We start from the raw sequence: 20,558 nt of genomic DNA on the forward strand, positions 1-20,558 counted from the left end.
CGCGCGTGGGTCGCGGCCCACGATGACCGACGAGGGCGTCCCGCCGCCCCGCCCCCGCTGGTCACGGCGGGGCGCTTTGGCCGGTGCGGGCGTCGTCGCGCTGCTGGTCGTCACCGCCGTGGTCGCCTTCCAGGCCGGAGGCGGGGGAGAGGCCCGGCCGGGAGCCGCACCGAGCCCGTCGCCCACCAGCAAACCGCCCCTGACCACCGCGCAGGTGTACGCCACGCTGGCGCCGTCCGTCGTCAGTGTCGAGGGCGCCGGCAACGGCACCGGCGTGGTCGCCAACGCCGACGGGCTGGTGGTCACCGCGCTGCACGTGGTCGACGGCGCGAAGCGGATCGCGATCACGTTCGCGGACGGCACCGAGGTGCCGGCCACCCTCGCCGGCAGCGACCCCGAGAGCGACATCGCCCTGCTGATGCCGAACAGCCCGCCCGGCATCATCGTGCCGGCCGTGCTCGGCAACGCCGGCCGGCTCGTGGTCGGCGACGACGTCGTGGCCATCGGCAACCAGCTCGGTCTCGTGCACAGCACCACCGCCGGCGTCGTGTCCGGTTTGGAGCGGGCAGCGACGGGCACCGACGGCACCCGGCTGCGCGGGCTCATCCAGTTCGACGCCGCGGTCAACCCGGGCAGCTCCGGCGGCCCGCTGGTGAACACCCGGGGCGAGACCGTCGGCATCGTCGTCGCCCTGCTCAACCCGACCCCGGCCGGCACCTTCGTCGGTGTGGGCTTCGCCGTGCCGATCGGGGCCGCGCTCGGCGGCGGCTCCGACGGCACCGGACCACCCGGACCGATGCGATAGGAGCGTGGATGGACACCGAGCAGATCCTGTACGAGGTCAAGAAGACCATTGTCGGCCAGGACGCGCTGCTGGAACGGCTGCTGGTCGCCCTGCTGTCCCGCGGACACATCCTCGTCGAAGGCGTGCCGGGCCTGGCCAAGACCCTCGCCGTCAAGGCGCTCGCGGGAGCCATCGGCGGCCAGTTCCACCGGGTGCAGTTCACCCCCGACCTGGTGCCAGCGGACATCGTCGGCACCCGCGTCTACCACCAGCACAGCGGTGAGTTCCAGGTGTCGCTCGGTCCGGTGTTCACCAACCTGTTGCTCGCCGACGAGATCAACCGCGCACCGGCGAAGGTGCAGAGCGCGCTGCTCGAGGTGATGCAGGAGCAGCAGGTCACCATCGGCCGGGAGACCCACCGGGTGCCGCGCCCCTTCCTGGTGATGGCGACCCAGAACCCGATCGAGTCCGAGGGCACCTATCCGCTGCCGGAGGCCCAGGTCGACCGGTTCATGATGAAGGTCCTGGTCGGCTACCCCAGCCCGACCGAGGAGTTCGTCATCGTCGAGCGGGCGATCGCCGCGACCGCCGTCGGCCAGGCCGTGTCCGACCCGGAGAAGCTGGTCGCGATGCAGGACCAGGTCGACCGGGTGTACGTGGACCCGGCGCTGATCGAGTACGCGGTGCGGCTGGCGAACACGACCCGGGACCCCGCCGCCGCCGGGCTCGGCGACCTGGCCCGCTATGTCAGCTTCGGTGCCAGCCCCCGCTCCTCGATCAACCTGATCCTGGCCGGGCGGGCGCTGGCCTTCATCCGTGGCCGCGACTACGTGGTGCCGGCCGACGTCACGGAGCTCGTCCTCGACGTGTTCCGGCACCGCCTGGTGCTCTCCTACGAGGCGCTGTCCGACGACGTGACCGCCGACCACGTCCTGACCACCGTGATGTCCGCCGTCCCGGTCCCCGAAGCGCCGTTGCAGCGGGCCGGACGCCCATGAGGAGTGCCCCGGACCGCCTCCTGCGCCGCCTCGAGTGGCGGGTCATCCGCCGGCTCGACGGCCGGTTGCAGGGCGCCTACCGCACGGCGTTCCGCGGCACCGGGATCGACTTCGACAGCCTGCGCGAGTACGCGCCCGACGACGACGTCCGGCACATCGACTGGAACGTCACCGCCCGGCTGGACCAGCCGCACGTCCGGCAGTACACGGAGGAGCGCGAGCTGACCGCCTGGCTGGTGCTCGACCAGTCGGCGTCCATGCGGTTCGGCGAGACCCCGCAGGGTAAGGACTCGATGCTCACCGACCTGGCCGTCTGCCTGGCCAGGCTGTTCACCCGGGGCGGCAACCGGGTCGGCGCGATCCTCTACGACAACCGGGCGCACCGGGTCGTCCCGCCGCGCACGGGCCGCGACCACGTGCTGCGGCTCACCGACCTGGTCACCGCGCCGACTGCCGACCGCGGCGGCGGCAGCACCGACCTGGCGGCGATGCTCCGGTTGGCCGCCGGCAGCGCCCGCCGCCGCTCCCTGGTGTTCGTGGTCTCGGACTTCATCGGCGAGGGCGACTGGGCCGGCGAGCTGACCCGGCTCGCGCTGCGCCACGAGGTGGTCGCGATCCGGGTGGTGCACCCGGCCGAGCTCGACCTGCCCGACCTGGGCCTCGTGCTGGTGGAGGACGCGGAGACCGGCGAGCAGCTCCTGGCCGACACCGGGGATCCCCTGTTCCGGGAACGGCTGCGGGCCGAGGTCGAGGCACGTGAGTCCATGGTGGACGAACGGATGGTCCGCACCGGCGTCGCCGCCCACCGGGTACGCACCGACGAGGACCTGGTCGAGGTGCTCGTCGAAATGGTCCGCCGGACCCGCCGCAGGCGCCGATGAGCGTCCAGCATCCCGTGATGGTCGCGGTCGCCGTCCTGGTCGGCGCCGGCTGCGCGCTCGCGTTGTGGCGGCTGCACCGCGAACGGACCCGGGCGTACGCGGCCGCCGGAGTGACCGCCCAAGGTGGCCTCCGCCGCTACCTTCCGCCGCTGCTGTTCCTCACCGCTGTCGTCTTCCTGCTGCTCGCCGTCGCCCGTCCACAAGCCACACTCGGCGTCCCGCGTACCTCCGGGACCGTGATCCTGGCCTTCGACGTCTCCAACAGCATGGGCGCCGACGACATCGCGCCGAGCCGGCTGGCCGCCGCGCAGGCCGCCGCGACCGCCTTCGTCGAGGGGCAGCCCGACACGGTCGACATCGGCGTCGTCGCCTTCAGCCAGGGCGCGCTGACCACCCACCAGCCGGCCAACCGCCACGTCGAGACCGTCGAGGCGATCAAACGGCTGCGGGTCACCGGTGGCACCTCGCTCGGCCAGGCCATCCTCGGCTCGCTCACCGCGATCGCCGGCCGGCCCGTCGCCCTGCCGGAGCCACCGGCCCCGCCACCGGACATCGGCTACCACGCCGACGCGACCATCGTGCTGCTCACGGACGGCGAGGACACCGGTGGCCCGGACGCGTTGCAGGCCGCCGAGCTCGCCGCCAATGCCGGCGTGCACATCCAGACCATGGGCGTCGGCACGGTCGAGGGCGACACCGTCGACGTCGACGGTTACCAGATCTCGACGTCGTTGGACGAGGACCTGCTGTCCCAGATCGCCGCGACCACCAGCGGCGCCTACCACCGGGCCCAGGACGCCGGTGCGCTGGACGCCGCGTACCGCGACCTCGACCTGCGCACCACGATCGAGCCGCAGCCGATCGAGCTGACCGGTTCGATCGTCGTCCTGGCGCTGCTGCTGCTCGCGGCCGGCGCGCTGCTCACCATCCGCTGGTTCGGGCGGTTGCTCTGATGTCGCTGACCTGGCCCTTGGCCCTCGCCGCGCTGCTGGTCTTCCCGGCCCTGCTCGGCTATCGCTGGTGGACCCGCCGCCGCCGGCGCCGCGAGACGGTGCGGCTGCCCAGCATCGCGCTGGTCCGCGCCGCGTTGCCGGGCCGGTCGCGCTGGCGGCGCCGGATTCCACTGTGGCTGTTCGCGGCCGGCCTGGTCGTGCTCGCGACCGGCGCCGCCCGACCGCAGGCGTCGGTGCCGGTGCCGGCCAACTCGACCACCATCATGCTGGCGATCGACTCGTCCGGCTCGATGTGCTCGACCGACGTGCCACCCAACCGGCTCACCGCGGCACAGCAGGCGGCCAAGGAGTTCGTCGAGAGCCAGCCCGAAGGGGCCAGGATCGGCCTGGTCACCTTCTCCGGCAACGCCGGCCTGCTGGTCGAGCCGACCGAGAACAAGCAGGCGCTGACGGCCGCGATCGACGCCCTGCGCACGGCCCGGGGCACCGCGATCGGCCTGGCCATCCTCGCCTCCGTGGACGCGATCGCCGAGGTCAACGCCGACGTGCCGCCGACCGGCGTGGAACTGCCGGCCGACGGCGCGCCAGGTGACTTCCAGGCCGACACCATCGTCGTGCTGACCGACGGCCGCAACACCCAGGGCGTCGACCCGACCACCGCGGCGGAGCAGGCGGCGGCCCGTGGGCTGCGCGTCTACACGATCGGCTTCGGCACCACCCAGCCCTCGTCCATGGTGTGCAACCCCGCCCAGATCAGCGGCGACGCGTCGATGTTCGGCGACAGCTCGCGCTTCGGCGGCGGCGGGTTCGGTGGCCGGCGCTACCAGAACATCGACGAGCCGACGCTGCGCGAGGTCGCCGACCTGACCGGCGGCGAGTACTACCAGGCGCAGGACGCGGCCGCGCTCAGCCGGGTCCTCCGCGACCTGCCCAGCAACATCGTGCTCCAGCGGCAGGACATGGAGCTCACCGGCTGGTTCGCGCTGGCCGGCGCCCTGCTCGTGCTCGCCGCCGTGGCGCTGGCCCAGTGGTGGGCGCGGCCCCCGGTCAGAACGTCGACTTCGGCACCGGCTTCCCACCGTTGACCTTCGCCGGCCCGGACGCCGACGGGCGCACGTCGATGTCGAAGATCTCGGTCGGGAGGTAGACCGTGGCGCACGAGTTCGGGATGTCCACGACGCCGGAGAAGCGCCCCTCGATCGGTGCGGCGCCGAGGATCATGTACGCCTGCTCCCGGCTGTAGCCGAACTTCTCCAGGTAGTCGATCGCGTGCAGGCAGGCCCGCTGGAACGAGAGCTGCGAGTCCAGGTAGCGCTGCTCGCCGTCGAGCGTCACGGACACACCGGAGAACGCCAGCCACCGGCTGTACTGCGGGTTGTTGTTGCCGGGCAGGAAGATCGCGTTCTCGGCCACGCCGTACGTCGTCATCCCGCCCTTGATCACGTCGACGTGCAGGTCGATGAAGCCGCCCATCTCGATCGCGCCGCAGAAGGTGATCTCGCCGTCGCCCTGCGAGAAGTGCAGGTCGCCCACCGACAGGTTGGCGCCCGGCACGAACACCGGGTAGAAGACGCGGGAGCCCTTGGTCAGGTTCTTGATGTCCTGGTTGCCGCCGTTCTCCCGGGGCGGCGCGGTGCGGGCGGCCTCGGCCGCGGCGTCGTCGAACGGGCTGCCGGTCAGCGAGCCGAGGATGGCGTCCTGCGGCAGCGGCGGCAGCGACAGCGGCGGCACCCGGTTCGGGTCGGTCTCGCGCAGCGCCGTCTCCCGCCGGTTCCACTTGCGCAGCAGCTCCATCGAGGGCGCGGTGCCCATCAGGCCCGGGTGCACCAGGCCGGTGAAGGAGACGCCGGGGACGTGCCGGGAGGTGGCCACCTGGCCGCTGAAGTCCCAGATCGCCTTGTACGCGTCCGGGAACTGGTCGGTGAGGAACCCGCCGCCGTTCTGCTTGGCGAAGATGCCCGTGTAGCCCCAACCCTGCCCGGCCAGCGGCCCGGAGTCCTCCTGCGGGATCGGACCGACGTCCAGGATGTCCACCATCAACAGGTCGCCGGGCTCCGCGCCCTGCACCGCGAACGGACCGCTGAGCGCGTGCACGGTGGACAGTGGCGCGTCGCGTACGTCGTCGGCCGAGTCGTCGTTGTGGATGGCACCGTCGAACCATTCCCGGCAGTGCACCCGGAACGTGGCCCCGGGCTTGACGGTCGCCACCGGTGGAACGGCCGGGTGCCACCGGTTGTGGCCTACCTTCTCCTGGTCCTTGAACCGCTTCGTCGAGTCCAACCCAAAGATGACCTCGGGCATGCCCACTCCTTTTGCCGCCGCGCCGCGCCCCCGTGGCGCGCGCCGTCCTGGGTCCCGGCTAGAGCCGTGGCAAGCCGCGCGGGACTACTGCCGGCGTGCGCCGCGTGCCGGGCAGCCGCGAGACCACCTGAGGCGCTTCGGCGCTGCGGCCGGCCCGATCGATGGCATCGGTCAGTGGGCGGGGCGTCCGGCCCAGGTGCGGCGCCGACCAGACCCGGCCGGCAGCGCCGGCGCACTGTGCACAGGGGACACTCGCGGTGGCCGCGCCGAGCGGGATCCGCACCTCGAAGTCGCCGTCACTCGGGCAGCGGTAGACGTACGTCGCCATCGCCGTCTCCTTCCCCCAGGGGACGGGCTCCAGCATCGAACGCCGGCCGGGTCGGCCCCCGCAGGCGCGCGGCCGATGCACCCGATCGGGTGATGATCAGTGCGGCGCGAGCGGGTCGAACCCGTAGAGCCAGTCGATGTCGGGGGACAGGCCGTACGTCGAGGCGATCGCGGCGTCGCGGGCCCGCTGCTCCGGCCCGTCCGGCAGGTGGAACCGGGTCGCGTTGCCGCGCGAGAGCTCCTGCACGCGGGCGGTGCGGTCGTGGCGGAGGAGCTCGTACCGGGCCAGTGCGGCGGGAACGTCGGCGCCCGCGTCGCGCAGGCACGCGGCCAGCACCGCGGCGTCCTCGATCGCCTGCGCGGCGCCCTGCGCGCCGTACGGCAGCATCGGGTGACACGCGTCGCCGAGCAGCGTCACCGGGCCCTTGCTCCAGCGCGGGAACGGCAGGCGGTCGAACAGCGCCCACTTGAGGGGTGCGTCGAGCGCGTCGACCAGCGCCCGCACCACCGGGTCCCAGTCGGCGAACGCGGCGCGCAGTTCGGCCGGGTCGCCGTGGTCGGTCCACGACTCCCGGGTCCAGGTGTCCTCCTCGATCACGCAGACCACGTTGAGCAGCCGCCCGGCCGAGACGAAGTAGTGCACGCAGTGCCGGCCCGGTCCCATCCGGACGGTCGAGGTGTGCCCGACCGGCAGCCCGGCCACCCGGGATGCCGGGATCAGCCCGCGAAACGCCACGTGGCCGGTGAAGCGGGCGTCGCCGGTGCCGAGGATCGCTCGCCGGACGACGGAATGGATGCCGTCCGCACCAACCACCAGGTCGGCTCGCTCCCGCCGCCCACCGGCGAGACGCAACTCCACGTCGCGCTCGCCGGGCAGCACGTCGACGCAGCGGACGCCGACCTCGACGGGCACCGCCGCGGCCTGCACGGCTGAGGCCAGCACGGCGACCAGGTCGCCGCGGTGAACGTGCAGGTACGGCGCGCCGTAGGCGGACTCGACCGGGGCGCCCAGCGGCGTCGACGAGAGCACCCGCCCGTCGTCCCAGCGCCGGAACTCGAACGCGGTCGGCTCGACCGCGACGGCGCGCACCGCCGGCAGCACGCCCAGCGCCGCGAGCGCTCGGGTCGCGTTAGGTGCGAGCTGGATGCCGGCGCCGACGGTGCCGACCGCCGGTGCCTGCTCGAAGACCCGGACGTCGAGCCCGGCCCGGCGCAGCGCCAGCCCGGCCACCAACCCACCGATCCCGCCACCGACCACCGCCACCCGCACCGCCATCGGCCACCCCCGATCGCATCATCCCCGATCTATGCCGCTGCGGTCACCACTACGTTCGGTTTACATTCAATGACGATGCGTGCTCGCTGGTCAGATCTCGCGCTGGTTCCCTTGGTGTTCGGGGTGGCGTTGTTCGTCCGGCGGTACGCGCTCCACACGCCGCTGTGGCTCGACGAGCAGATGATCGCCCGCAACATCCGCGACCGTGACTTCGGCGAGCTGGTCGGCCGGCTCGGCAACAACCAGAGCGCGCCGCTGGGTTGGCTGTGGAGCCAGCGCGCGCTGGTCTCGTTGTTCGGCACCGACGAGTACGTGCTGCGGTTGCTCCCGTTGCTGGCCGCGATCGGCACCCTGGTGCTGGCGTGGTGGGCCGGCCGCCGCTGGCTCGGCCCGGTCGGCGCGGTCGCGCTGGTCACGTCGGTCGCCACGAGCTCGGCCGCCATCCGGTACGCGGCCGAGGTGAAGCAGTACTCCGACGACCTGTTCTGGACGATGCTGCTGCTGGTCGCGACGATGGTGCTGCTGGAGCGGCCACGCCCGGCCCTGCGGTCCTATGTGCTCTGGTGGTCGGTGGCCGCGGTGGCCTGCCTGTGCAGCATGGGCGCGATGCTCGCCACACCGGTGTGCGCGATGGTCGTCGTCGGCGCGGGCTGGCGGCGCGCGGGCCTGCGCGCAGTGGCGCCGTTCCTGATCTGGCTCGCCGCGTTCACCGTCCACTACCTGGCCTCCCTGCGCTACGTGGTCGGCAGCGACTACATGACGGCATTCTGGGGCCGGCGCGGCTACCCGCCGGCCGACGCGGGTCCGCGCGAGCTGGCCGGCTGGGCCTGGGACCGGCTCGTGGTGCTGGGTCGCGACCCGCTCGGCCTGTCGCCGCATGACCTCGAGCTCGTGTCGCACCTGTTCTGGCTGCTGGTCGTGCTCGGCTGCCTGGCCGCCGCGTGGCGCCGCCGCTCGTTCGGCGTGCTGCTGGCCGGTGTCGTGGTGTTCGGCTACGTGCTGGCCGTCGCCGAGATCGTCCCGCTCTACATGCGCATGGCCATCTGGATCCTGCCCGCGGTGTACGTGGCGATCGGGTTCGCCGCCGACGCCGGCGCGCGGTTGGTCGTGGCGTCCGTCCGGGCACGGCGAGTCCACGCCGGCGGTCTGGCCGGCGCCGCCGCCGTGCTGTTGGTGGGCGCGCTGCTCGCTCCGCTGATCGTCGCCCGGGCCGGCCCGCAGCGGGTGGCCGCCTCCGACGAGCGCGCCGCGACCCGTTGGCTGGCCGGCCTGCACCGGCCGGGCGACCTGACGCTGGTGCTGTCGTCGAGCCGGCACACCGTCGGCTGGTACGCCGACTCCCTGCGCCCCAGGCAGGAACCGGTGTTCGCGCCACCACCGGCCGGAGCGCCCTGCACGGGCACCGAGTTGAGCGCGGTCGTCGACGGCTACCGGCGGGTGCTGATCTACGGCAACCCGAAGCCGGGCCAGCCGACCAGGACCGGCGAGCAGTTGCGCGCCGACGCGGCGGCCGTCGGCACGGTGGTCGCGACGGGCTCCTACGGACCGGCGGTGATCGCGCTGGTCGTCGACGTGCGCCCGGCCGCGGAGCGCGCCCCGGCGGGTTGCTACCGGTTGCTTTAGCCGCGATTGATCCGTCCGTCCTCCGCGTGCGTACCCCCACGTGGTCACGTGTGGGAACCCACCGCCGGCCGGGTTCGAGGGAGGACTGGTATGCACGCGGTCACCGCCGCGCCACTCGGTGTGATTCCACCGAACTGGACGTTCCGGCCCTCGGCACGCATTCCTGGGGCGGCTACTGACGGGTCGGGGGCAGCACGACACAATGATCGGGTGCTGCCACGTTCGGAATCCGGTAAACCCTCAGCCGGGTCAGGGGCCCCCGGTGACGCCGACGAGCTCATGCGGGTGCTCTACCGGGAGCATGCCGGCCCGCTGCTGATGTTCGTCCTCCGGCTGACCGGGGGCGACCGCCAGCGTGCCGAAGACGTGGTGCAGGAGACCCTGCTGCGAGCGTGGCGCAACGCCGACCGGCTCAACACCTCGACGCAGCCCTCGTTGCGGCCCTGGCTGGTGACGGTCGCCCGCCGGATTGTGATCGACGAGCATCGCAGCGTGCAGGCCCGGCCGCAGGAGATGTACGACCAGGACCTGACGCGCTTCGCGGAGGCGGACGAGACCGACCAGGTCGTCCGCCGGATGACCATCACCTCCGCGTTCAAGACGCTGAGCCCGGTCCACCGCGAGATCATTCTGGCGACGTACTTCCGGGGCCGGACCGTTCCGGAAGCGGCCGCGGAGCTCGGGGTGCCGCTGGGGACGGCGAAATCCCGCGTCTACTACGCGCTGCGCGCCCTGCGCGAGGCGCTCGAGGCACGCGAGGTGACCGAGGCATGAGCCGCGAGGAGCACTGGGACGTCGCGTCGTACGCGCTGGGCGTCCTCGACCAGGCCGACAGCGAGCGCTTCGAGGAGCATCTCGCCACCTGCTGGGTCTGCGCCGGTGAGCTGGAGTCGTTCCTGCCGGTGGTGGACGCGCTCGGCGCGGTGAACGGCAACGACCTCGCGGTGACCGAGCAGGTCGACAAGGACGGCGTGTTGCTCGGCCGGATGCTGACCGCGGTCGGCGACGACCGCCGCAAGGTCCGCCGGCAGCGCGTGCTGAGCCTCGCGGCCGGCGTGGTGCTGATCGCTCTGGTGGGCGCGTTGGCGCTCTTCGCGGGCGCCAACTGGGTGGCGGAGCCGCAGGTGGCCGCGGGGCCACCGCAGTCGACCGCGGCCGCGAAGCCCGACGTCGGCCCCGGCGAGCCGCACAGCGCCACCGACGCCAAGACCGGTGTGCACGCCGACCTCGCCGTCGACTCGCGGCCCTTCGGCACCCGGATCTCGTTCGCGCTCAGCAACCTGAACGGTCCGGCCACCTGCCGGCTGGTCGCCCTGACCAACGACGGCGCCGCCGAGGTGCTGTCGAGCTGGCAGGTGCCGCCGGAGGGCTACGGCACGCCGGAGCGACCCGAGGCGCTGAAGCTGCAGGCGGCCACCGCGTCCCCGCTCAAGGACCTGAAGGCCGTGCAGGTGCAGGTGATGCAGGCCGACGGAGCGACCAGCCCGCTGGTGACCGTGCCGGTCTAAGGGCAGAACCGACCGAGCACCTCGGCGGCCACCGCGTGCAGCGTGTGGCCGGACCCAGTGTCGAGCAGGGCCGCGACCACGCCGTCGGCGGTGGCCGGGGTGAGCACGTCGTGCGCGTTGCGGCGGAACTTCGCCGCCACCTCGTCGGCCGTCAGCGGGTCGGACGGGTTGCCGCGGGCGTTGCGGACCGACGCCGTCTCCGCCGAGCCGTCCTGCCAGCGGACCGTGACCGTGGTCGGCCGCTCGCGGGGCAGGGCCGCGGTGAACGCCGGCTCCTCGCGCATCCGCACCAGGGCGGCCAGTTCACCCACCCGCGAACGGGCCAGCCGGTCCGGCAGGAAACCGGCCGCGTTCAGCTCGCCGTCGAGCGCGAAGGTGGCCAGGCTGACCGGCACCGAGAACCGCGCGTGCAGGTCCGAGGTGACCTCGGTGGCCGACAGCGACGCGGCGAAGGCGAACGTGTCGACCTCGATCGCGGCCAGCGCTGCCCGGTCGGGGACGCCGGCGACGGCCAGGCGGAACGCGTCCAGGGCCGGATGGATCCAACGGGCGCAGGCGTACGGCTTGAGGTAGCTGTCCGCCAGTCGCCAGCGCTCGCCCAGGCCGCCGATGAGTTCCGATGTGGACAGGTCGGTGGTGACCAGCCCGTCGAGCAGCTGGGCCAGCAGGGTCGCTGACCCGGCCGCCCCGTCGGCGGCCCGCCCGGCGGCCGCGGCCCCGTAGTAGGCGCCGAGCCCCGTCCAGAGGTTGCGCACCGTGCCGCCGTGCATGGGCACGGCCAGCGTCGCCGCCAGCGGCACCGAACCGGCCAGCTCGACCGCGGTCGCGGTGGCGGCGGGGGACAGGTCGTGCAGCAGCGCCGTGGCGACGGCGGAGGCGATCGGGCCGTGGATCCCGTGCGGGTGCAGGCCCGGCCGCAGCGTGGTGCCGGCGCCGAACCGCATGCCGAGCTCATTGGCGATCAGGAAGATCTCCAGCAGCCGGCGGTCGTCGACGCCACCGGCCGCGGCGTGCAGCAGCACCGGCAGCGAGTGCGGCGCCGGGTGCGCGGTCGGCACGGGCGGCAGGCGGTGGCCCTGCGGGTGGAACGAGCCACCGGAGTCGGCGTCCAGCCAGGTGGCGGCCGTGCCGAGGGTGACCAGCCGACCGAACGGGAGGTCCCGAGGCCCGGCCGGTTCCGCCGCGCGCAGGCCGTCACCGAACGCCTTCACCTCCGGATAGCGCAGCCCGCCGAGCAGCACACCCAGGGTGTCGAGCAGCAGCCGGCCCGTGAATCCGACGACCTCCTGCGGCGCGTCGTCGAGGCGGGCAGCGTGTGCGAACGCGGCGATCCGCGCGGTGTCGATCATGATTCCCTCATCCCGGTGCGGACGGCGGCTCCCAGCTCGTCGAGCCGGTCCCACACGCCGTCGAGGGCGCCGGCCAGCACGACACCGTCCACTCCGAGCGCGCCGAACTCGGCGAACCGCTCGGCGACGGCGTCCGGCTCGCCGGTGACCACGAAGCGGTCCCGTACGAACGTGTCGGCGCCGGCCGGCACGTCGCCCTGGCGGGCGTCGGCGGTGCCGTGGCGCCGGTAGTCGTGCGCGTCCGCGACCGCCGCGACCGCCGGGCGCAGCTCGGCCGGCACATCGAACCAGTCCGGCGCGCGGACCAGCCGGGCCGCGCACGACCCGAGCACCGGCGCGGCGGCCGCGTCCGGGTCGTCGGTCACCACCGCGCGGACGAACATCCACACGGTCGCGTCCGGCCGCGCCGAACGGGCCAGCGCGACCGCCTTGGCGACGATCGCCGGGTCCGCGCCGGCGTCGACCAGCACGCCACCCAGCAGCGCCGCGGTCGACGCGATGGTGCGCGGGCCGGAGGCGGCCCCGAGCAGGAGGGCCGACGCCGGCACCAGCTCGCGCAGGGTGCGCAGCGACTCCTCGTACGCGCGCAGGGACGGCGGAGTCAGTCCTTCGTTGCGCACCGAGCTCTCGCCCCGCCCGACCACGGTGAACATCCGGCCGGGGTGGTGCCCGTCGAGGGTGCGCACAGCGCCGGCGACCGTGGCCGGGTGGCGCAGCCCGAGGCTGAGCACGCACGGCCCGGCCAGCCGGGCGGTGGTGTCACGCAGCACGCGCTCGGTCTCCACGAGGCAGTCCGGGAACAGCCGGGGACTGTCGGCCAACGCGATGCCGTCCAGGCCGGCGGCGAGCGCGGTGCCGGCCAGCTCGACCGGGTCGGCCGTGCCGATCGGCCGGGCGATGTTGAGCAGGATCATCGCAGCGCCCTGACCAGCTCCGCTACGTCCACATCGGACGGCGCGTCGGGAAGCAGGGAGACGGTGTGCGCGAGTCCGCCCGGCATCCCGACGATGCCGGCGTCGCGGGCGCGCAGCGCGAGCCAGGCGGCGGCCGGGTCGTGCCCGGGTGCCACGCCGGGTGGCCCGATCACCATCAGGCTGGCCGCCAGGTCCAGCAGCGCGGGCAGTTCGTCGTCCGGCACGCCGGCCAGCCGGGCCGCGCACACCGTGGCCGCCAACACGCCGGTGCTCACCGTCGCCCGGGGCGCGGTGTATCCGGCCCCGGCGGCGACCGCGTCGGACAGTTCGGCGGCGGTCCGTCCGTGTGCGGCGCCGACCGCGAGCCCGACCAGGGTCAGCGCGCTCTCCTGGCCGAGGCCGGCCCGCGCGCAGCGCTCGCCGTTCCACAGCAGCGCGACGTAGGTCTGCGCCCGGGCGCCGGCGCCGATCAGCGGGAAGTCGCCGTCCGGCGTGCCGACCCGGGCCGCCCAGGCGGCCAGGTCGGCGTCGGGAGCGGGCAGCGCGGCGAACGCGGTGAGCATCGTGCCGACAGTCATTCGCGGGTCACCTCGGTGCTCTCGGTGACGAGGTAGAACTTGAACTTCGTGCGGCCGGCCGGCCCGCGCTCCACCGGCAGCGGGTTCTCCTCGAACCACTTCAGGTAGTTCGCGTACGCCTCCTCGTCGGCGTAGTACATCTCGGCGATCCGGTAGAACGTGTAGCCCTCCGGCACCGCCGCGGTGTTGCCGGACGCCTGGCGCACCGGGCGCAGCACCTTGTTGAAGACGATCCGGTCCAGGTGCGGGTTGGCCAGCAGGTCGGGTGCGTGCACCTCGAAGAGCCAGCGCTCGTACTCCTCCGGGCTGACGCCCTCTTCGATCTCGTACCCGAGGATGTTCTTGATCATGAGGTTTCTCTCCCTACCGTCCAGAGGTGGGACTCCGCACCGGTGCCGAATCCCTCCAGCCGCACCCGGACCGGGACGATGCGTACTCCGGCCAGTTCGGCGACGACTTCTTCGTCCGTCCGCAATGGAGCTTTGGTATGCCCGGCGGCCCGTTGCCGGGTCACCTCCCGCCGGTAGACCGCCACCGTCCAGTCCGCCGGCATCACCGTCGCCGTGCCGCGCACCGCGACCACGCGGGGCGGGAGCAGGTCGAGGTCGAAGACGTGCGGGCGCTCGTTGCTGGCGCCGGGAGCCGGCGTGCCGACCCAGGTGACCAGCGTGTGCGGGTCGCGGCGCCACTGGTCGAGCCGGCGGTGCCCGGCCCGCTGCACCAGGCTGACCGACCAGTCCGGTTCGAGGAACGCGGTCATCGTGCGAGCGACCGGGAAACCGCCGCCGTCGATGGTGGTCACCTGGGCGAAGCCGGCCTCGCGGAGCACGAAGTCGTGCGCGGCGGCCCGGGCGGTGGAAAGGTCCATCAGTCGCTCCACGGCGCGAGGCGCCAGGTCGTGACGGTGGCCGGCGTGCGGCCGACGCGGGAGGTCAGCTCGGCGTGGCTGGACGGCCGGTCGGGGACAGCGGTGCTGACCACGTCGACGCTCAGGGCGGCGGCGAAGGGGTACGGGTCGAGCCAGAGCACGCCCGGCGCGCGGACGCCGATGGTGATCCGGTGGGCCGGGCCGAACGGGTTGCCGCGCACCGACGGCAGCAGCACGTCCTCGGCGGCGTGTTCGAGCGCCGCGAGCTGCGGACCCCACGGCGTGGCCGGACCTGGCGCGGCGGCCGGCTGCTGCGGCATCACGCACAGGTATAGCGAGAGCAGGTCCCAGAGCTGGAGCAGCTCGAAGTTGTGCCAGAGCCGGGTCTCGAAGGCGGCCCGCGGCTCCTGCGCCGTCCAGGCCAGGCGCTTGGCCGGAACCCAGCGCCGTTCCTCGGCGTCCACGGCGGCGTCCTGTGCGGCGCGGCCGTCGGCGCCGAGGTCGAGTCGCCCGCGCGCGCCGGGTGCGGACCAGCGACCCCGGTAGAGGCCGGTCCAGTGCATGCCGACCAGCACGCCGGCGTACACGTCGCCGAGCGAGACCCGCTCGACGCCCTGCCGGTAGAGCTGGACGTGCTCGCTCGCGTCGATCTCGAGGAAATGCAGCGGGCGGCGGTCGAGCTCGTGGAAGAGCACCCGGGCGTCCCAGGCCCGCCAGCCCTCGTCGTGCCGGGTCGCCGCGGTGCGCACCGGCTCGCCCGGTGTGGGCGCCTCGAAGCTGTCGTTGCCCCAGGCCGCCGCAAGGACGCCGGCGATCCGGCCGTGCTCGATCTGCTCGACCAGGTGCAGGGCGCCGTCGCGGCGGGTGACGATCACGCGGCCGCCGCCCGCAACGCGGCACCCAGATCCCGGGCGGAGCCGCCGGTGGCGAGGCCGTCGACCGCGGCGAGCACGGCGCCGGCGTGGCCGGGGAAGCGGTGGCCGATCAGGCGGCGGGCCTTGGCTCGCAGGGCATCCCGGTCGAACGCCCGGGTGTCGTCGCCGCGCGGAAGGTCGGCGGAGGCGGTCAGCTCGCTGCCATCCGCCCGGACCACCCGCACGCGGGCCGGGCGGCCGGCCGGGTAGCCGGCGTCCAGCGCCGGGTCGTGGTGCACGTCGACCCGGGCGGCGAGCTCGCGGACCGCGGGCGAGCGGACTACCTCCGCGGTCATCGTGGTCTCGTCGAGCCGGCCGGTGAGCAGGGCTACGGCGACCGACGTGGGCACGCTGAACCGGGCGGCCAGCTCGGTGTCGGCGACCTTGTCGAAGGCGGCCGCGTGTGCGAACGCCCGCACCTCCACGCGATCCACGTCGGACAGTGGGCCGGTGGTGGCCACGATGTCGGCGACCGCGTCGTTGACTCCGTGCAGGTGTGCGCAGGTCGGGTGGGCCTTGGTGTAGCCGCCCAGCACCGCGTAGCCCTCGCCCGGCGCGAGACCGGACCAGTCGCGGGCCGCGACGGCAGCGAAATGGCGGTCGAGCGCGCCCGGCTCCGGCTCCAGACCACTCACGGCGGCCGCTCCCAGGCTCGCGCCGAGCTGCACCGAGGCGCCCAGGAACGCATGTCCGCCACTGCGTCCCGCGAAGATCGTCGCGGCGTCGCTGAGCAGCACGGCGGACGCCGAGAGCTCGACGGCCCGGCCCATGGCGGCGGGGTCCCCGGGCGCGAGCAGCCGTGCCACGCCGACGGCCGCGCCGACCTGCCCCCACGTGCCGATGTCGTGCACGCCGTCCGGCGTCCCGCCCATCGCGCGACCGAGCCGGACGCCCGCCTCGTAGCCGGCGAGCACCGCCGACAGCAGCTCGACGCCCGAGCGGTCGCGGTCCTCGGCGAGCGCCAGCACCGCCGGCACGACGTGCGAGGCCGGGTGACCGCGGGCCAGGCGGTGGCCGTCCTGAAGCTGGTCGGCGGCGATGGCGCTGCCGTTGCGGAACTGCGCGTCCGCGACCGGCCAGCCGTGCGGTGACCCGACCACAGTGGACGAGCCCGACCCGCCGCCGGACAGCGCCTGAAGCTCCGGCCGTGCGCTGCCCAGCGCGGCCACCGCGACCGTGTCGGCGACGAGGTCGACCACGCGGTCCCGCACGGACGCCGGCGCCGCGGCCCAGTCCGTCGCGGCCAGCCGCTCGATCATCCCCGCACCCGGGCCATCAGGCCGGCCACGTCCGGCGCGGACGCGAGGTCGAGCACGGCCGCGGCGATGGCGTCGCGGTCCGGCACGGCGGCGGCGTTGAAGGCGAACTTCGTGGCCAGCTCCGCCGAGCTCAGCGGGTTGCCCGGTCCGCCCCGGTTGACGTCGACCCGCTCCTCGTGCCGCGTGCCGTCCCGCATGACGACGCGCAGCACGGCCGGGAACTGGTTCGGGAAGATCTCGTCGCAGCGCGCGTCCGGCACGCAGGTGACCTTCGCGGCCAGCGCCAGCCGGGACTCGTCGGCCGCCGCGGCGTCGGTGAAGTCGTCGTGACCGAGGCCCAGGCCGCCGCCGCCGAGCAGGGCCGCGGCCACCGTGTACGGGCCACTGAACGCGGCGTGGTAGCCGGACTTCGGCCGCGCCTTGTCCTCGGGCGGCTGGGCGATCGTGCGCAGCACCGGCGAGGGCACGCCCAGTTCGATCGACTCGATGTCGGCCGGGTCGACGCCTCGGGCGCGCAGGGTCAGTGCGGCGTCGATGCCGGCCTGGGTGAAGTGGTTGCACGGGTACGGCTTGAAGAAGATGCCGGGCAGCTCCCAGTGCTCGCCGAGCCGGTCGACCACCGCGTCGACGTCGGCCCGCTCGCCGCAGAAGGCGTGCAGGAAGCCGAAGCGGCCCTCGACCACGGTCGGCGGGCCGGTCAGCCCGTGCCGGGCCAGCTCCGCGGCGACCACACCGGCGTGCGCGGCCCACCCGCAATGCACGCGCTTGACGGTGCCGCCGGTGCGGTTGGCCTCCAACAGGCCGGCGCCCATGCTGGCGGCGATGCCGGACGCGTGCGCGATGCGCTCGGCGTCGGCGCCGCCGACCATGGCGGCTGCCACCGCCGCGCCGACCGCGCCGCAGATCGAGGTGGCGTGCTGGCCGCGCTCGAAGAACTCGGAGTTGCCGAGGGCGCGGTCGTAGCCGCCCATGCCGAGCCGGACCGCGACCTCGATGCCCATGCCGGCGGCGTCGAGCAGCGCGGCGCCGGACGCGCCGCGGGCCTCGGCCATGGCGAGGGCGGCCGGCACGACCGGCGAGGACGGGTGCAGCACCGACGGCAGGTGGGTGTCGTCGAAGTCGAGCGAGTGCGCGAGGGTGCCGTTGACCAGCGCTGCGTTGGCGGCCGGCACCCGCAGTCCGGTGCCGATCGCGACCGCCTCGGGGGTGCCGCCGGCCTCTCGGACGTACGCGGTGACGGCGCGCGCGGGCGGCAGCCCGGTGGCGGCGAGGCTGTTGCCGATCAGGTCGAGCACGCGGCGGGCGACATCCTGCCGCAGGTCACCCGGCAGCCCGTCACGGCGCACGTCCTCGGCCACGGCGGCCAACCGCTGCACGACGGTGGGCTGGGTCATGCCGCCACCGCCGCGAACGGCCGGATCGGTGAGCCGGTGCCGCCGACGATGCGCAGGGGCGCCATCCCGAAGACGAACTCGGTCAGCCCCTCGGCGGCCGCGTCCTCCAGGTTGAGGTGCTCGATGATGTAGATGCCGGCGTCGACCAGCAGGACCCGGTGCACCGGCAGCACGCTGTGCCCGGCGCCGGGGCGGATCTGCTCGTACGCCGTGGTGTCCGAACCGGTGGCGACCACCTCGCGCGCGGCCAGCCACTGCGCCGCCTCGGTGGTGGCGCCGGGAACGCCGGAGGCCTGCCCGAGGTAGGTCGGCGCGTCGTCGAAGTGTCGTGCCCAGCCGGTGCGGACCAGCGCGACGTCGCCGCGGCCCACCGGGACTCCGGCCCGTTTGGCGGCGGCGTCGAGGTCGCCCGCGGTAACGCCGTAGCCGGCGGGCAGCACCTCGACGCCGTGCACCGCGGCCACGTCCAGCAGGACGCCCCGGGTGAGCAGGGCGGGGGTGTGCTCGGCGCCGAGCACCGTGAACCGGCCGCCGGTCTGCGCGGCGGCGGCGTCGACACCGCCGTGCAGCTTGCCGTCGTGGCTGACGTGGGAGAGCGCGTCGACGTGGGTGCCCACGTGCCCGCCCGTCACGATCATCTCGTTGGCCGCGGAACCACCGTCGGGGCGCACCATGTCGCCGTGCCGACGGATCAGGCTCATCCGGAAACCAGGGTGGTTCGGCGAGCACGGCATGCCCGTGAAGTGCGGGTGCCCGAGCTCGACGAGCCGTACGCCGGCGGTCACCGCAGCGAGCAGGGCGTCAGGCGCGGGGCGGGCCTGCGGCTCGGTGGTCAATTCGTTCCTCCTGGTGAAAGGTCGTACAGGTCGAGGACGAGTCGGGCCCGGCGCACCACAGCGGGGTCGACGAACCGGCCGTCGGCGTCGAGCACCGCGACCTCTCCGCGCTCCTGAGCGCGGGCGGCGGCGTCGAGCACCGCCCGGGCGGCGGCCACCTCGGCGGGGCCGGGGGTGAAGACGTCGTGCACGACCGGGATCTGCCGCGGATGCACCACCGACCGGCCGACGAAGCCGGTCACCCGGGCGCGTTCGGTGCTCGCGCGCAGGCCTTCGAGGTCGGCGACGTCGGTGTAGACGCTCTGCACGGGTGAGGGCAGGCCGGCGGCGCGGGCGGCGACCACGACCCAGCCACGGGCCCAGGCCAGTCCCTCGTCGCCGGTCACCCGCAGGTCGGCCGACAGGTCGGCCTCGCCGAGCCCGATTCCCGTGACCAGCGGGTGCGCGGTGGCCAGGTCGGCCGCCCGGGCCAGGCCGGCGGCGCTTTCCACCAGGAGCTGGAGCGGGAGCCCGGCGCGGTCGCCGACCTCGCGAACCACGGCCGGGTCCTCGCACCGTGGCAGGCGCAGGCCCGCCAACGGAAGGCCGGCCAGGGCCTCGACGTCCGCCGCGCCCCACGGGCCGGCGGGGTCGTTCACGCGTACCCACACTGGATGGTCCTGCGTGGCCAGTCGCACCGCGGTTTCCCGGGCGGCCAGCTTCTGGTCCGGCGGCACGGCGTCCTCGAGGTCGACGACGACCGCGTCGGCGCCGGCGGTCAGGGCCTTGGTCACCCGGTCGGGGCGGTGCCCGGGCACGTAGAGCCAGGAGCGCGGGGTCACTTGGGCAACCCGCCGGACCAGCCGAGGGCGCGGGAGATCCGGTCGGCGGCCTCGCGCACCAGCGGGCCGAAGCGCTCGCGGGCCTCCGCGTCGACGCGATGCGCCGGCCCGCAGACCGAGATCGCGCCGATGACGGTGCCGTCGATGCCGAACACCGGGGCGGCGACGGAGCCGGCGCCCTCCTGCCGCTCTCCGTCGGACCCGGCGATGCCGGTCTCGCGGATCTCGGCCAGGCGGGCGCGCAGCAGGTCGTGGTCGGTCGTCGTGCGGGTGGTCAGCGTCGGCAGGTCGGCGCTCAGCACGGCCTCGCGCTCGCTGTCCGGCAGGAACGCCAGGATGCACGTGCTGGAGCTGCCCGCGTGCAGCGGGTAGCGGCGGCCCACCTCGACGGTCATCTTGATTTCCCGGGTGGACTCGACCTGGTCGAGGTAGACACGGCCGCTGTGCACCCGCGCCGAGACGGTGGTCGTCTCGCCGGTGGCCAGTTGCAGCTCGCGCAGCACCGGCATGGCGACGGTGCGAAGCTGCGACTCGCGCAGGGCGCGGGCGCCGAGCGCCGCGGCCGCGGGGCCGAGCTGGTAACCGCGGCTGGCCGGGTCGCTGACCAGGAGCCGGCGCTCGACGAGGGTCTGCAGGATCCGGTGCACCACGGCCTTGGACAGATCGAGGCTGCGCGCGATGGCGGTGACCCCGAGGAAGTCCGGCCCGTCGGTGAACAGGAGCAGCACGTCGGCCACGCGGGTTGCCGCCTCCGTGCCCTGACTTTCTGCCACGTCCACATCCCTCAGTACGGTGTTTCAGCCAGCGGAACACGATTTCAACACCGACCAGGCCAGGGGTCAACCCCTGAATGTGGCTCTGTACTGGGTTGAAGAAGATTCTGTAACGGAGTCTTGACCCGCTGAACGGGCAGTGCCAGAGTCAGCCTTCATGCGACGTTCCGTGCGGCGGAACACAGTCACCCCCAGGAGCTG

22 protein-coding genes are annotated in these 20,558 nt (G+C 74.0%); 8 read left to right on the forward strand and 14 right to left on the reverse strand.

Annotated elements, in window-relative coordinates:
• The first annotated feature begins 22 nt into the window (after positions 1-22).
• From BLV39_RS35330 to BLV39_RS35350, 5 genes are read left to right on the forward strand one after another with little or no spacing between them, the layout of a single operon-like run.
• Complete coding sequence (locus tag BLV39_RS35330; protein ID WP_090801964.1) at positions 23-805, forward strand: S1C family serine protease; 783 nt, start codon at positions 23-25, stop codon at positions 803-805.
• Positions 806-813: 8 nt separating this feature from the next.
• Positions 814-1,782, forward strand: coding sequence for an AAA family ATPase (locus tag BLV39_RS35335; protein WP_090801967.1), 969 nt, complete (start codon positions 814-816; stop codon positions 1,780-1,782).
• Complete coding sequence (locus BLV39_RS35340) at positions 1,779-2,663, forward strand: DUF58 domain-containing protein (protein ID WP_090801971.1); 885 nt, start codon at positions 1,779-1,781, stop codon at positions 2,661-2,663. Before BLV39_RS35335 ends, BLV39_RS35340 begins: the two co-directional genes overlap by 4 nt.
• Positions 2,660-3,616, forward strand: a complete 957-nt coding sequence (locus BLV39_RS35345; protein WP_090801974.1) for a VWA domain-containing protein — start codon at positions 2,660-2,662, stop codon at positions 3,614-3,616. Before BLV39_RS35340 ends, BLV39_RS35345 begins: the two co-directional genes overlap by 4 nt.
• A complete protein-coding gene (locus BLV39_RS35350) occupies positions 3,616-4,701 on the forward strand; it encodes a VWA domain-containing protein (protein ID WP_090801976.1) in 1,086 nt (361 codons plus the stop codon). The genes BLV39_RS35345 and BLV39_RS35350 overlap by 1 nt, the downstream gene beginning before the upstream one ends.
• On the opposite strand, the gene fmdA is transcribed toward BLV39_RS35350, so the two are convergent.
• The 3 genes from fmdA to BLV39_RS35365 form a co-directional block, all read right to left on the reverse strand.
• Positions 4,664-5,917: a formamidase gene (gene fmdA / locus BLV39_RS35355; protein ID WP_090801979.1), complete on the reverse strand. Its 1,254-nt coding sequence runs from the start codon at positions 5,915-5,917 to the stop codon at positions 4,664-4,666. The two genes, BLV39_RS35350 and fmdA, sit on opposite strands and share 38 nt — an antisense overlap.
• 58 nt (positions 5,918-5,975) lie before the next feature.
• A complete protein-coding gene (locus tag BLV39_RS35360) occupies positions 5,976-6,245 on the reverse strand; it encodes a zinc ribbon domain-containing protein (RefSeq protein WP_090801982.1) in 270 nt (89 codons plus the stop codon).
• A gap of 96 nt (positions 6,246-6,341) precedes the next feature.
• Positions 6,342-7,520 carry an FAD-dependent monooxygenase gene (locus tag BLV39_RS35365; protein WP_090801985.1) on the reverse strand — a complete coding sequence of 393 codons (1,179 nt, stop codon included), beginning with the start codon at positions 7,518-7,520 and terminating at the stop codon, positions 6,342-6,344.
• A gap of 75 nt (positions 7,521-7,595) precedes the next feature.
• Between BLV39_RS35365 and BLV39_RS35370 the strand changes: the two genes are divergently transcribed.
• The 3 genes from BLV39_RS35370 to BLV39_RS35380 all read left to right on the forward strand — a co-directional run bounded on the left by BLV39_RS35370 (position 7,596) and on the right by BLV39_RS35380 (position 10,651).
• Positions 7,596-9,143 (forward strand): glycosyltransferase family 39 protein, encoded by a 1,548-nt coding sequence (locus tag BLV39_RS35370; protein WP_176985240.1) that lies wholly within the window; start codon positions 7,596-7,598, stop codon positions 9,141-9,143.
• A 90-nt stretch (positions 9,144-9,233) separates the two neighbouring features.
• Positions 9,234-9,917, forward strand: coding sequence for a sigma-70 family RNA polymerase sigma factor (locus tag BLV39_RS35375; protein ID WP_090801989.1), 684 nt, complete (start codon positions 9,234-9,236; stop codon positions 9,915-9,917).
• Positions 9,914-10,651 carry an anti-sigma factor gene (locus BLV39_RS35380; protein ID WP_090801991.1) on the forward strand — a complete coding sequence of 246 codons (738 nt, stop codon included), beginning with the start codon at positions 9,914-9,916 and terminating at the stop codon, positions 10,649-10,651. Before BLV39_RS35375 ends, BLV39_RS35380 begins: the two co-directional genes overlap by 4 nt.
• Here the strand turns inward: BLV39_RS35380 and BLV39_RS35385 are convergent.
• Genes BLV39_RS35385 through BLV39_RS35435 form a run of 11 tightly spaced genes read right to left on the reverse strand, consistent with a single transcriptional unit; the run spans position 10,648 to position 20,357 of the window.
• On the reverse strand, positions 10,648-12,000 hold the full coding sequence (locus BLV39_RS35385; RefSeq protein ID WP_090801993.1) for an MmgE/PrpD family protein: 1,353 nt from the start codon (positions 11,998-12,000) through the stop codon (positions 10,648-10,650). The two genes, BLV39_RS35380 and BLV39_RS35385, sit on opposite strands and share 4 nt — an antisense overlap.
• A complete protein-coding gene (locus BLV39_RS35390) occupies positions 11,997-12,914 on the reverse strand; it encodes an LLM class flavin-dependent oxidoreductase (protein ID WP_090801996.1) in 918 nt (305 codons plus the stop codon). The genes BLV39_RS35385 and BLV39_RS35390 overlap by 4 nt, the downstream gene beginning before the upstream one ends.
• Entirely contained in the window at positions 12,911-13,492 is a 582-nt protein-coding gene (locus tag BLV39_RS35395) for a hypothetical protein (RefSeq protein ID WP_090801999.1), read from the reverse strand. The genes BLV39_RS35390 and BLV39_RS35395 overlap by 4 nt, the downstream gene beginning before the upstream one ends.
• The gene (locus BLV39_RS35400; RefSeq protein WP_090802002.1) at positions 13,489-13,842 is read right to left on the reverse strand and encodes an EthD domain-containing protein; all 354 of its coding nucleotides are present in this window, start codon (positions 13,840-13,842) and stop codon (positions 13,489-13,491) included. The genes BLV39_RS35395 and BLV39_RS35400 overlap by 4 nt, the downstream gene beginning before the upstream one ends.
• Positions 13,839-14,360 (reverse strand): hypothetical protein, encoded by a 522-nt coding sequence (locus BLV39_RS35405; RefSeq protein ID WP_090802005.1) that lies wholly within the window; start codon positions 14,358-14,360, stop codon positions 13,839-13,841. The genes BLV39_RS35400 and BLV39_RS35405 overlap by 4 nt, the downstream gene beginning before the upstream one ends.
• On the reverse strand, positions 14,360-15,235 hold the full coding sequence (locus BLV39_RS35410) for a DUF3891 family protein (protein ID WP_090802008.1): 876 nt from the start codon (positions 15,233-15,235) through the stop codon (positions 14,360-14,362). The genes BLV39_RS35405 and BLV39_RS35410 overlap by 1 nt, the downstream gene beginning before the upstream one ends.
• On the reverse strand, positions 15,232-16,533 hold the full coding sequence (locus BLV39_RS35415; RefSeq protein WP_090802010.1) for an MmgE/PrpD family protein: 1,302 nt from the start codon (positions 16,531-16,533) through the stop codon (positions 15,232-15,234). The genes BLV39_RS35410 and BLV39_RS35415 overlap by 4 nt, the downstream gene beginning before the upstream one ends.
• Positions 16,530-17,927 (reverse strand): MmgE/PrpD family protein, encoded by a 1,398-nt coding sequence (locus BLV39_RS35420; RefSeq protein WP_090802013.1) that lies wholly within the window; start codon positions 17,925-17,927, stop codon positions 16,530-16,532. The genes BLV39_RS35415 and BLV39_RS35420 overlap by 4 nt, the downstream gene beginning before the upstream one ends.
• Positions 17,924-18,763, reverse strand: a complete 840-nt coding sequence (locus BLV39_RS35425) for a cyclase family protein (protein ID WP_090802016.1) — start codon at positions 18,761-18,763, stop codon at positions 17,924-17,926. The genes BLV39_RS35420 and BLV39_RS35425 overlap by 4 nt, the downstream gene beginning before the upstream one ends.
• The gene (locus BLV39_RS35430) at positions 18,760-19,584 is read right to left on the reverse strand and encodes an HpcH/HpaI aldolase/citrate lyase family protein (RefSeq protein ID WP_090802019.1); all 825 of its coding nucleotides are present in this window, start codon (positions 19,582-19,584) and stop codon (positions 18,760-18,762) included. Before BLV39_RS35430 ends, BLV39_RS35425 begins: the two co-directional genes overlap by 4 nt.
• On the reverse strand, positions 19,581-20,357 hold the full coding sequence (locus BLV39_RS35435) for an IclR family transcriptional regulator (RefSeq protein ID WP_090802866.1): 777 nt from the start codon (positions 20,355-20,357) through the stop codon (positions 19,581-19,583). Before BLV39_RS35435 ends, BLV39_RS35430 begins: the two co-directional genes overlap by 4 nt.
• Positions 20,358-20,558 lie beyond the last annotated feature (201 nt).

Source organism: Asanoa ishikariensis (assembly GCF_900107455.1).
Classification (GTDB): Bacteria; Actinomycetota; Actinomycetes; order Mycobacteriales; family Micromonosporaceae; genus Asanoa; species Asanoa ishikariensis.

Excerpts from the sequence above, each read along its gene's own strand:
- fmdA (WP_090801979.1), bottom strand. The coding sequence starts at position 5,917 with ATGCCCGAGGTCATCTTTGGGTTGGACTCGACGAAGCGGTTCAAGGAC.
- BLV39_RS35405 (WP_090802005.1), bottom strand. The coding sequence starts at position 14,360 with ATGGACCTTTCCACCGCCCGGGCCGCCGCGCACGACTTCGTGCTCCGC.
- BLV39_RS35380 (WP_090801991.1), top strand. The coding sequence starts at position 9,914 with ATGAGCCGCGAGGAGCACTGGGACGTCGCGTCGTACGCGCTGGGCGTC.
- BLV39_RS35360 (WP_090801982.1), bottom strand. The coding sequence starts at position 6,245 with ATGGCGACGTACGTCTACCGCTGCCCGAGTGACGGCGACTTCGAGGTG.
- BLV39_RS35350 (WP_090801976.1), top strand. The coding sequence starts at position 3,616 with ATGTCGCTGACCTGGCCCTTGGCCCTCGCCGCGCTGCTGGTCTTCCCG.
- BLV39_RS35330 (WP_090801964.1), top strand. The coding sequence starts at position 23 with ATGACCGACGAGGGCGTCCCGCCGCCCCGCCCCCGCTGGTCACGGCGG.
- BLV39_RS35385 (WP_090801993.1), bottom strand. The coding sequence starts at position 12,000 with ATGATCGACACCGCGCGGATCGCCGCGTTCGCACACGCTGCCCGCCTC.
- BLV39_RS35390 (WP_090801996.1), bottom strand. The coding sequence starts at position 12,914 with ATGATCCTGCTCAACATCGCCCGGCCGATCGGCACGGCCGACCCGGTC.
- BLV39_RS35400 (WP_090802002.1), bottom strand. The coding sequence starts at position 13,842 with ATGATCAAGAACATCCTCGGGTACGAGATCGAAGAGGGCGTCAGCCCG.
- BLV39_RS35375 (WP_090801989.1), top strand. The coding sequence starts at position 9,234 with ATGCACGCGGTCACCGCCGCGCCACTCGGTGTGATTCCACCGAACTGG.
- BLV39_RS35395 (WP_090801999.1), bottom strand. The coding sequence starts at position 13,492 with ATGACTGTCGGCACGATGCTCACCGCGTTCGCCGCGCTGCCCGCTCCC.
- BLV39_RS35335 (WP_090801967.1), top strand. The coding sequence starts at position 814 with ATGGACACCGAGCAGATCCTGTACGAGGTCAAGAAGACCATTGTCGGC.
- BLV39_RS35370 (WP_176985240.1), top strand. The coding sequence starts at position 7,596 with ATGCGTGCTCGCTGGTCAGATCTCGCGCTGGTTCCCTTGGTGTTCGGG.
- BLV39_RS35420 (WP_090802013.1), bottom strand. The coding sequence starts at position 17,927 with ATGACCCAGCCCACCGTCGTGCAGCGGTTGGCCGCCGTGGCCGAGGAC.
- BLV39_RS35415 (WP_090802010.1), bottom strand. The coding sequence starts at position 16,533 with ATGATCGAGCGGCTGGCCGCGACGGACTGGGCCGCGGCGCCGGCGTCC.
- BLV39_RS35345 (WP_090801974.1), top strand. The coding sequence starts at position 2,660 with ATGAGCGTCCAGCATCCCGTGATGGTCGCGGTCGCCGTCCTGGTCGGC.
- BLV39_RS35340 (WP_090801971.1), top strand. The coding sequence starts at position 1,779 with ATGAGGAGTGCCCCGGACCGCCTCCTGCGCCGCCTCGAGTGGCGGGTC.
- BLV39_RS35365 (WP_090801985.1), bottom strand. The coding sequence starts at position 7,520 with ATGGCGGTGCGGGTGGCGGTGGTCGGTGGCGGGATCGGTGGGTTGGTG.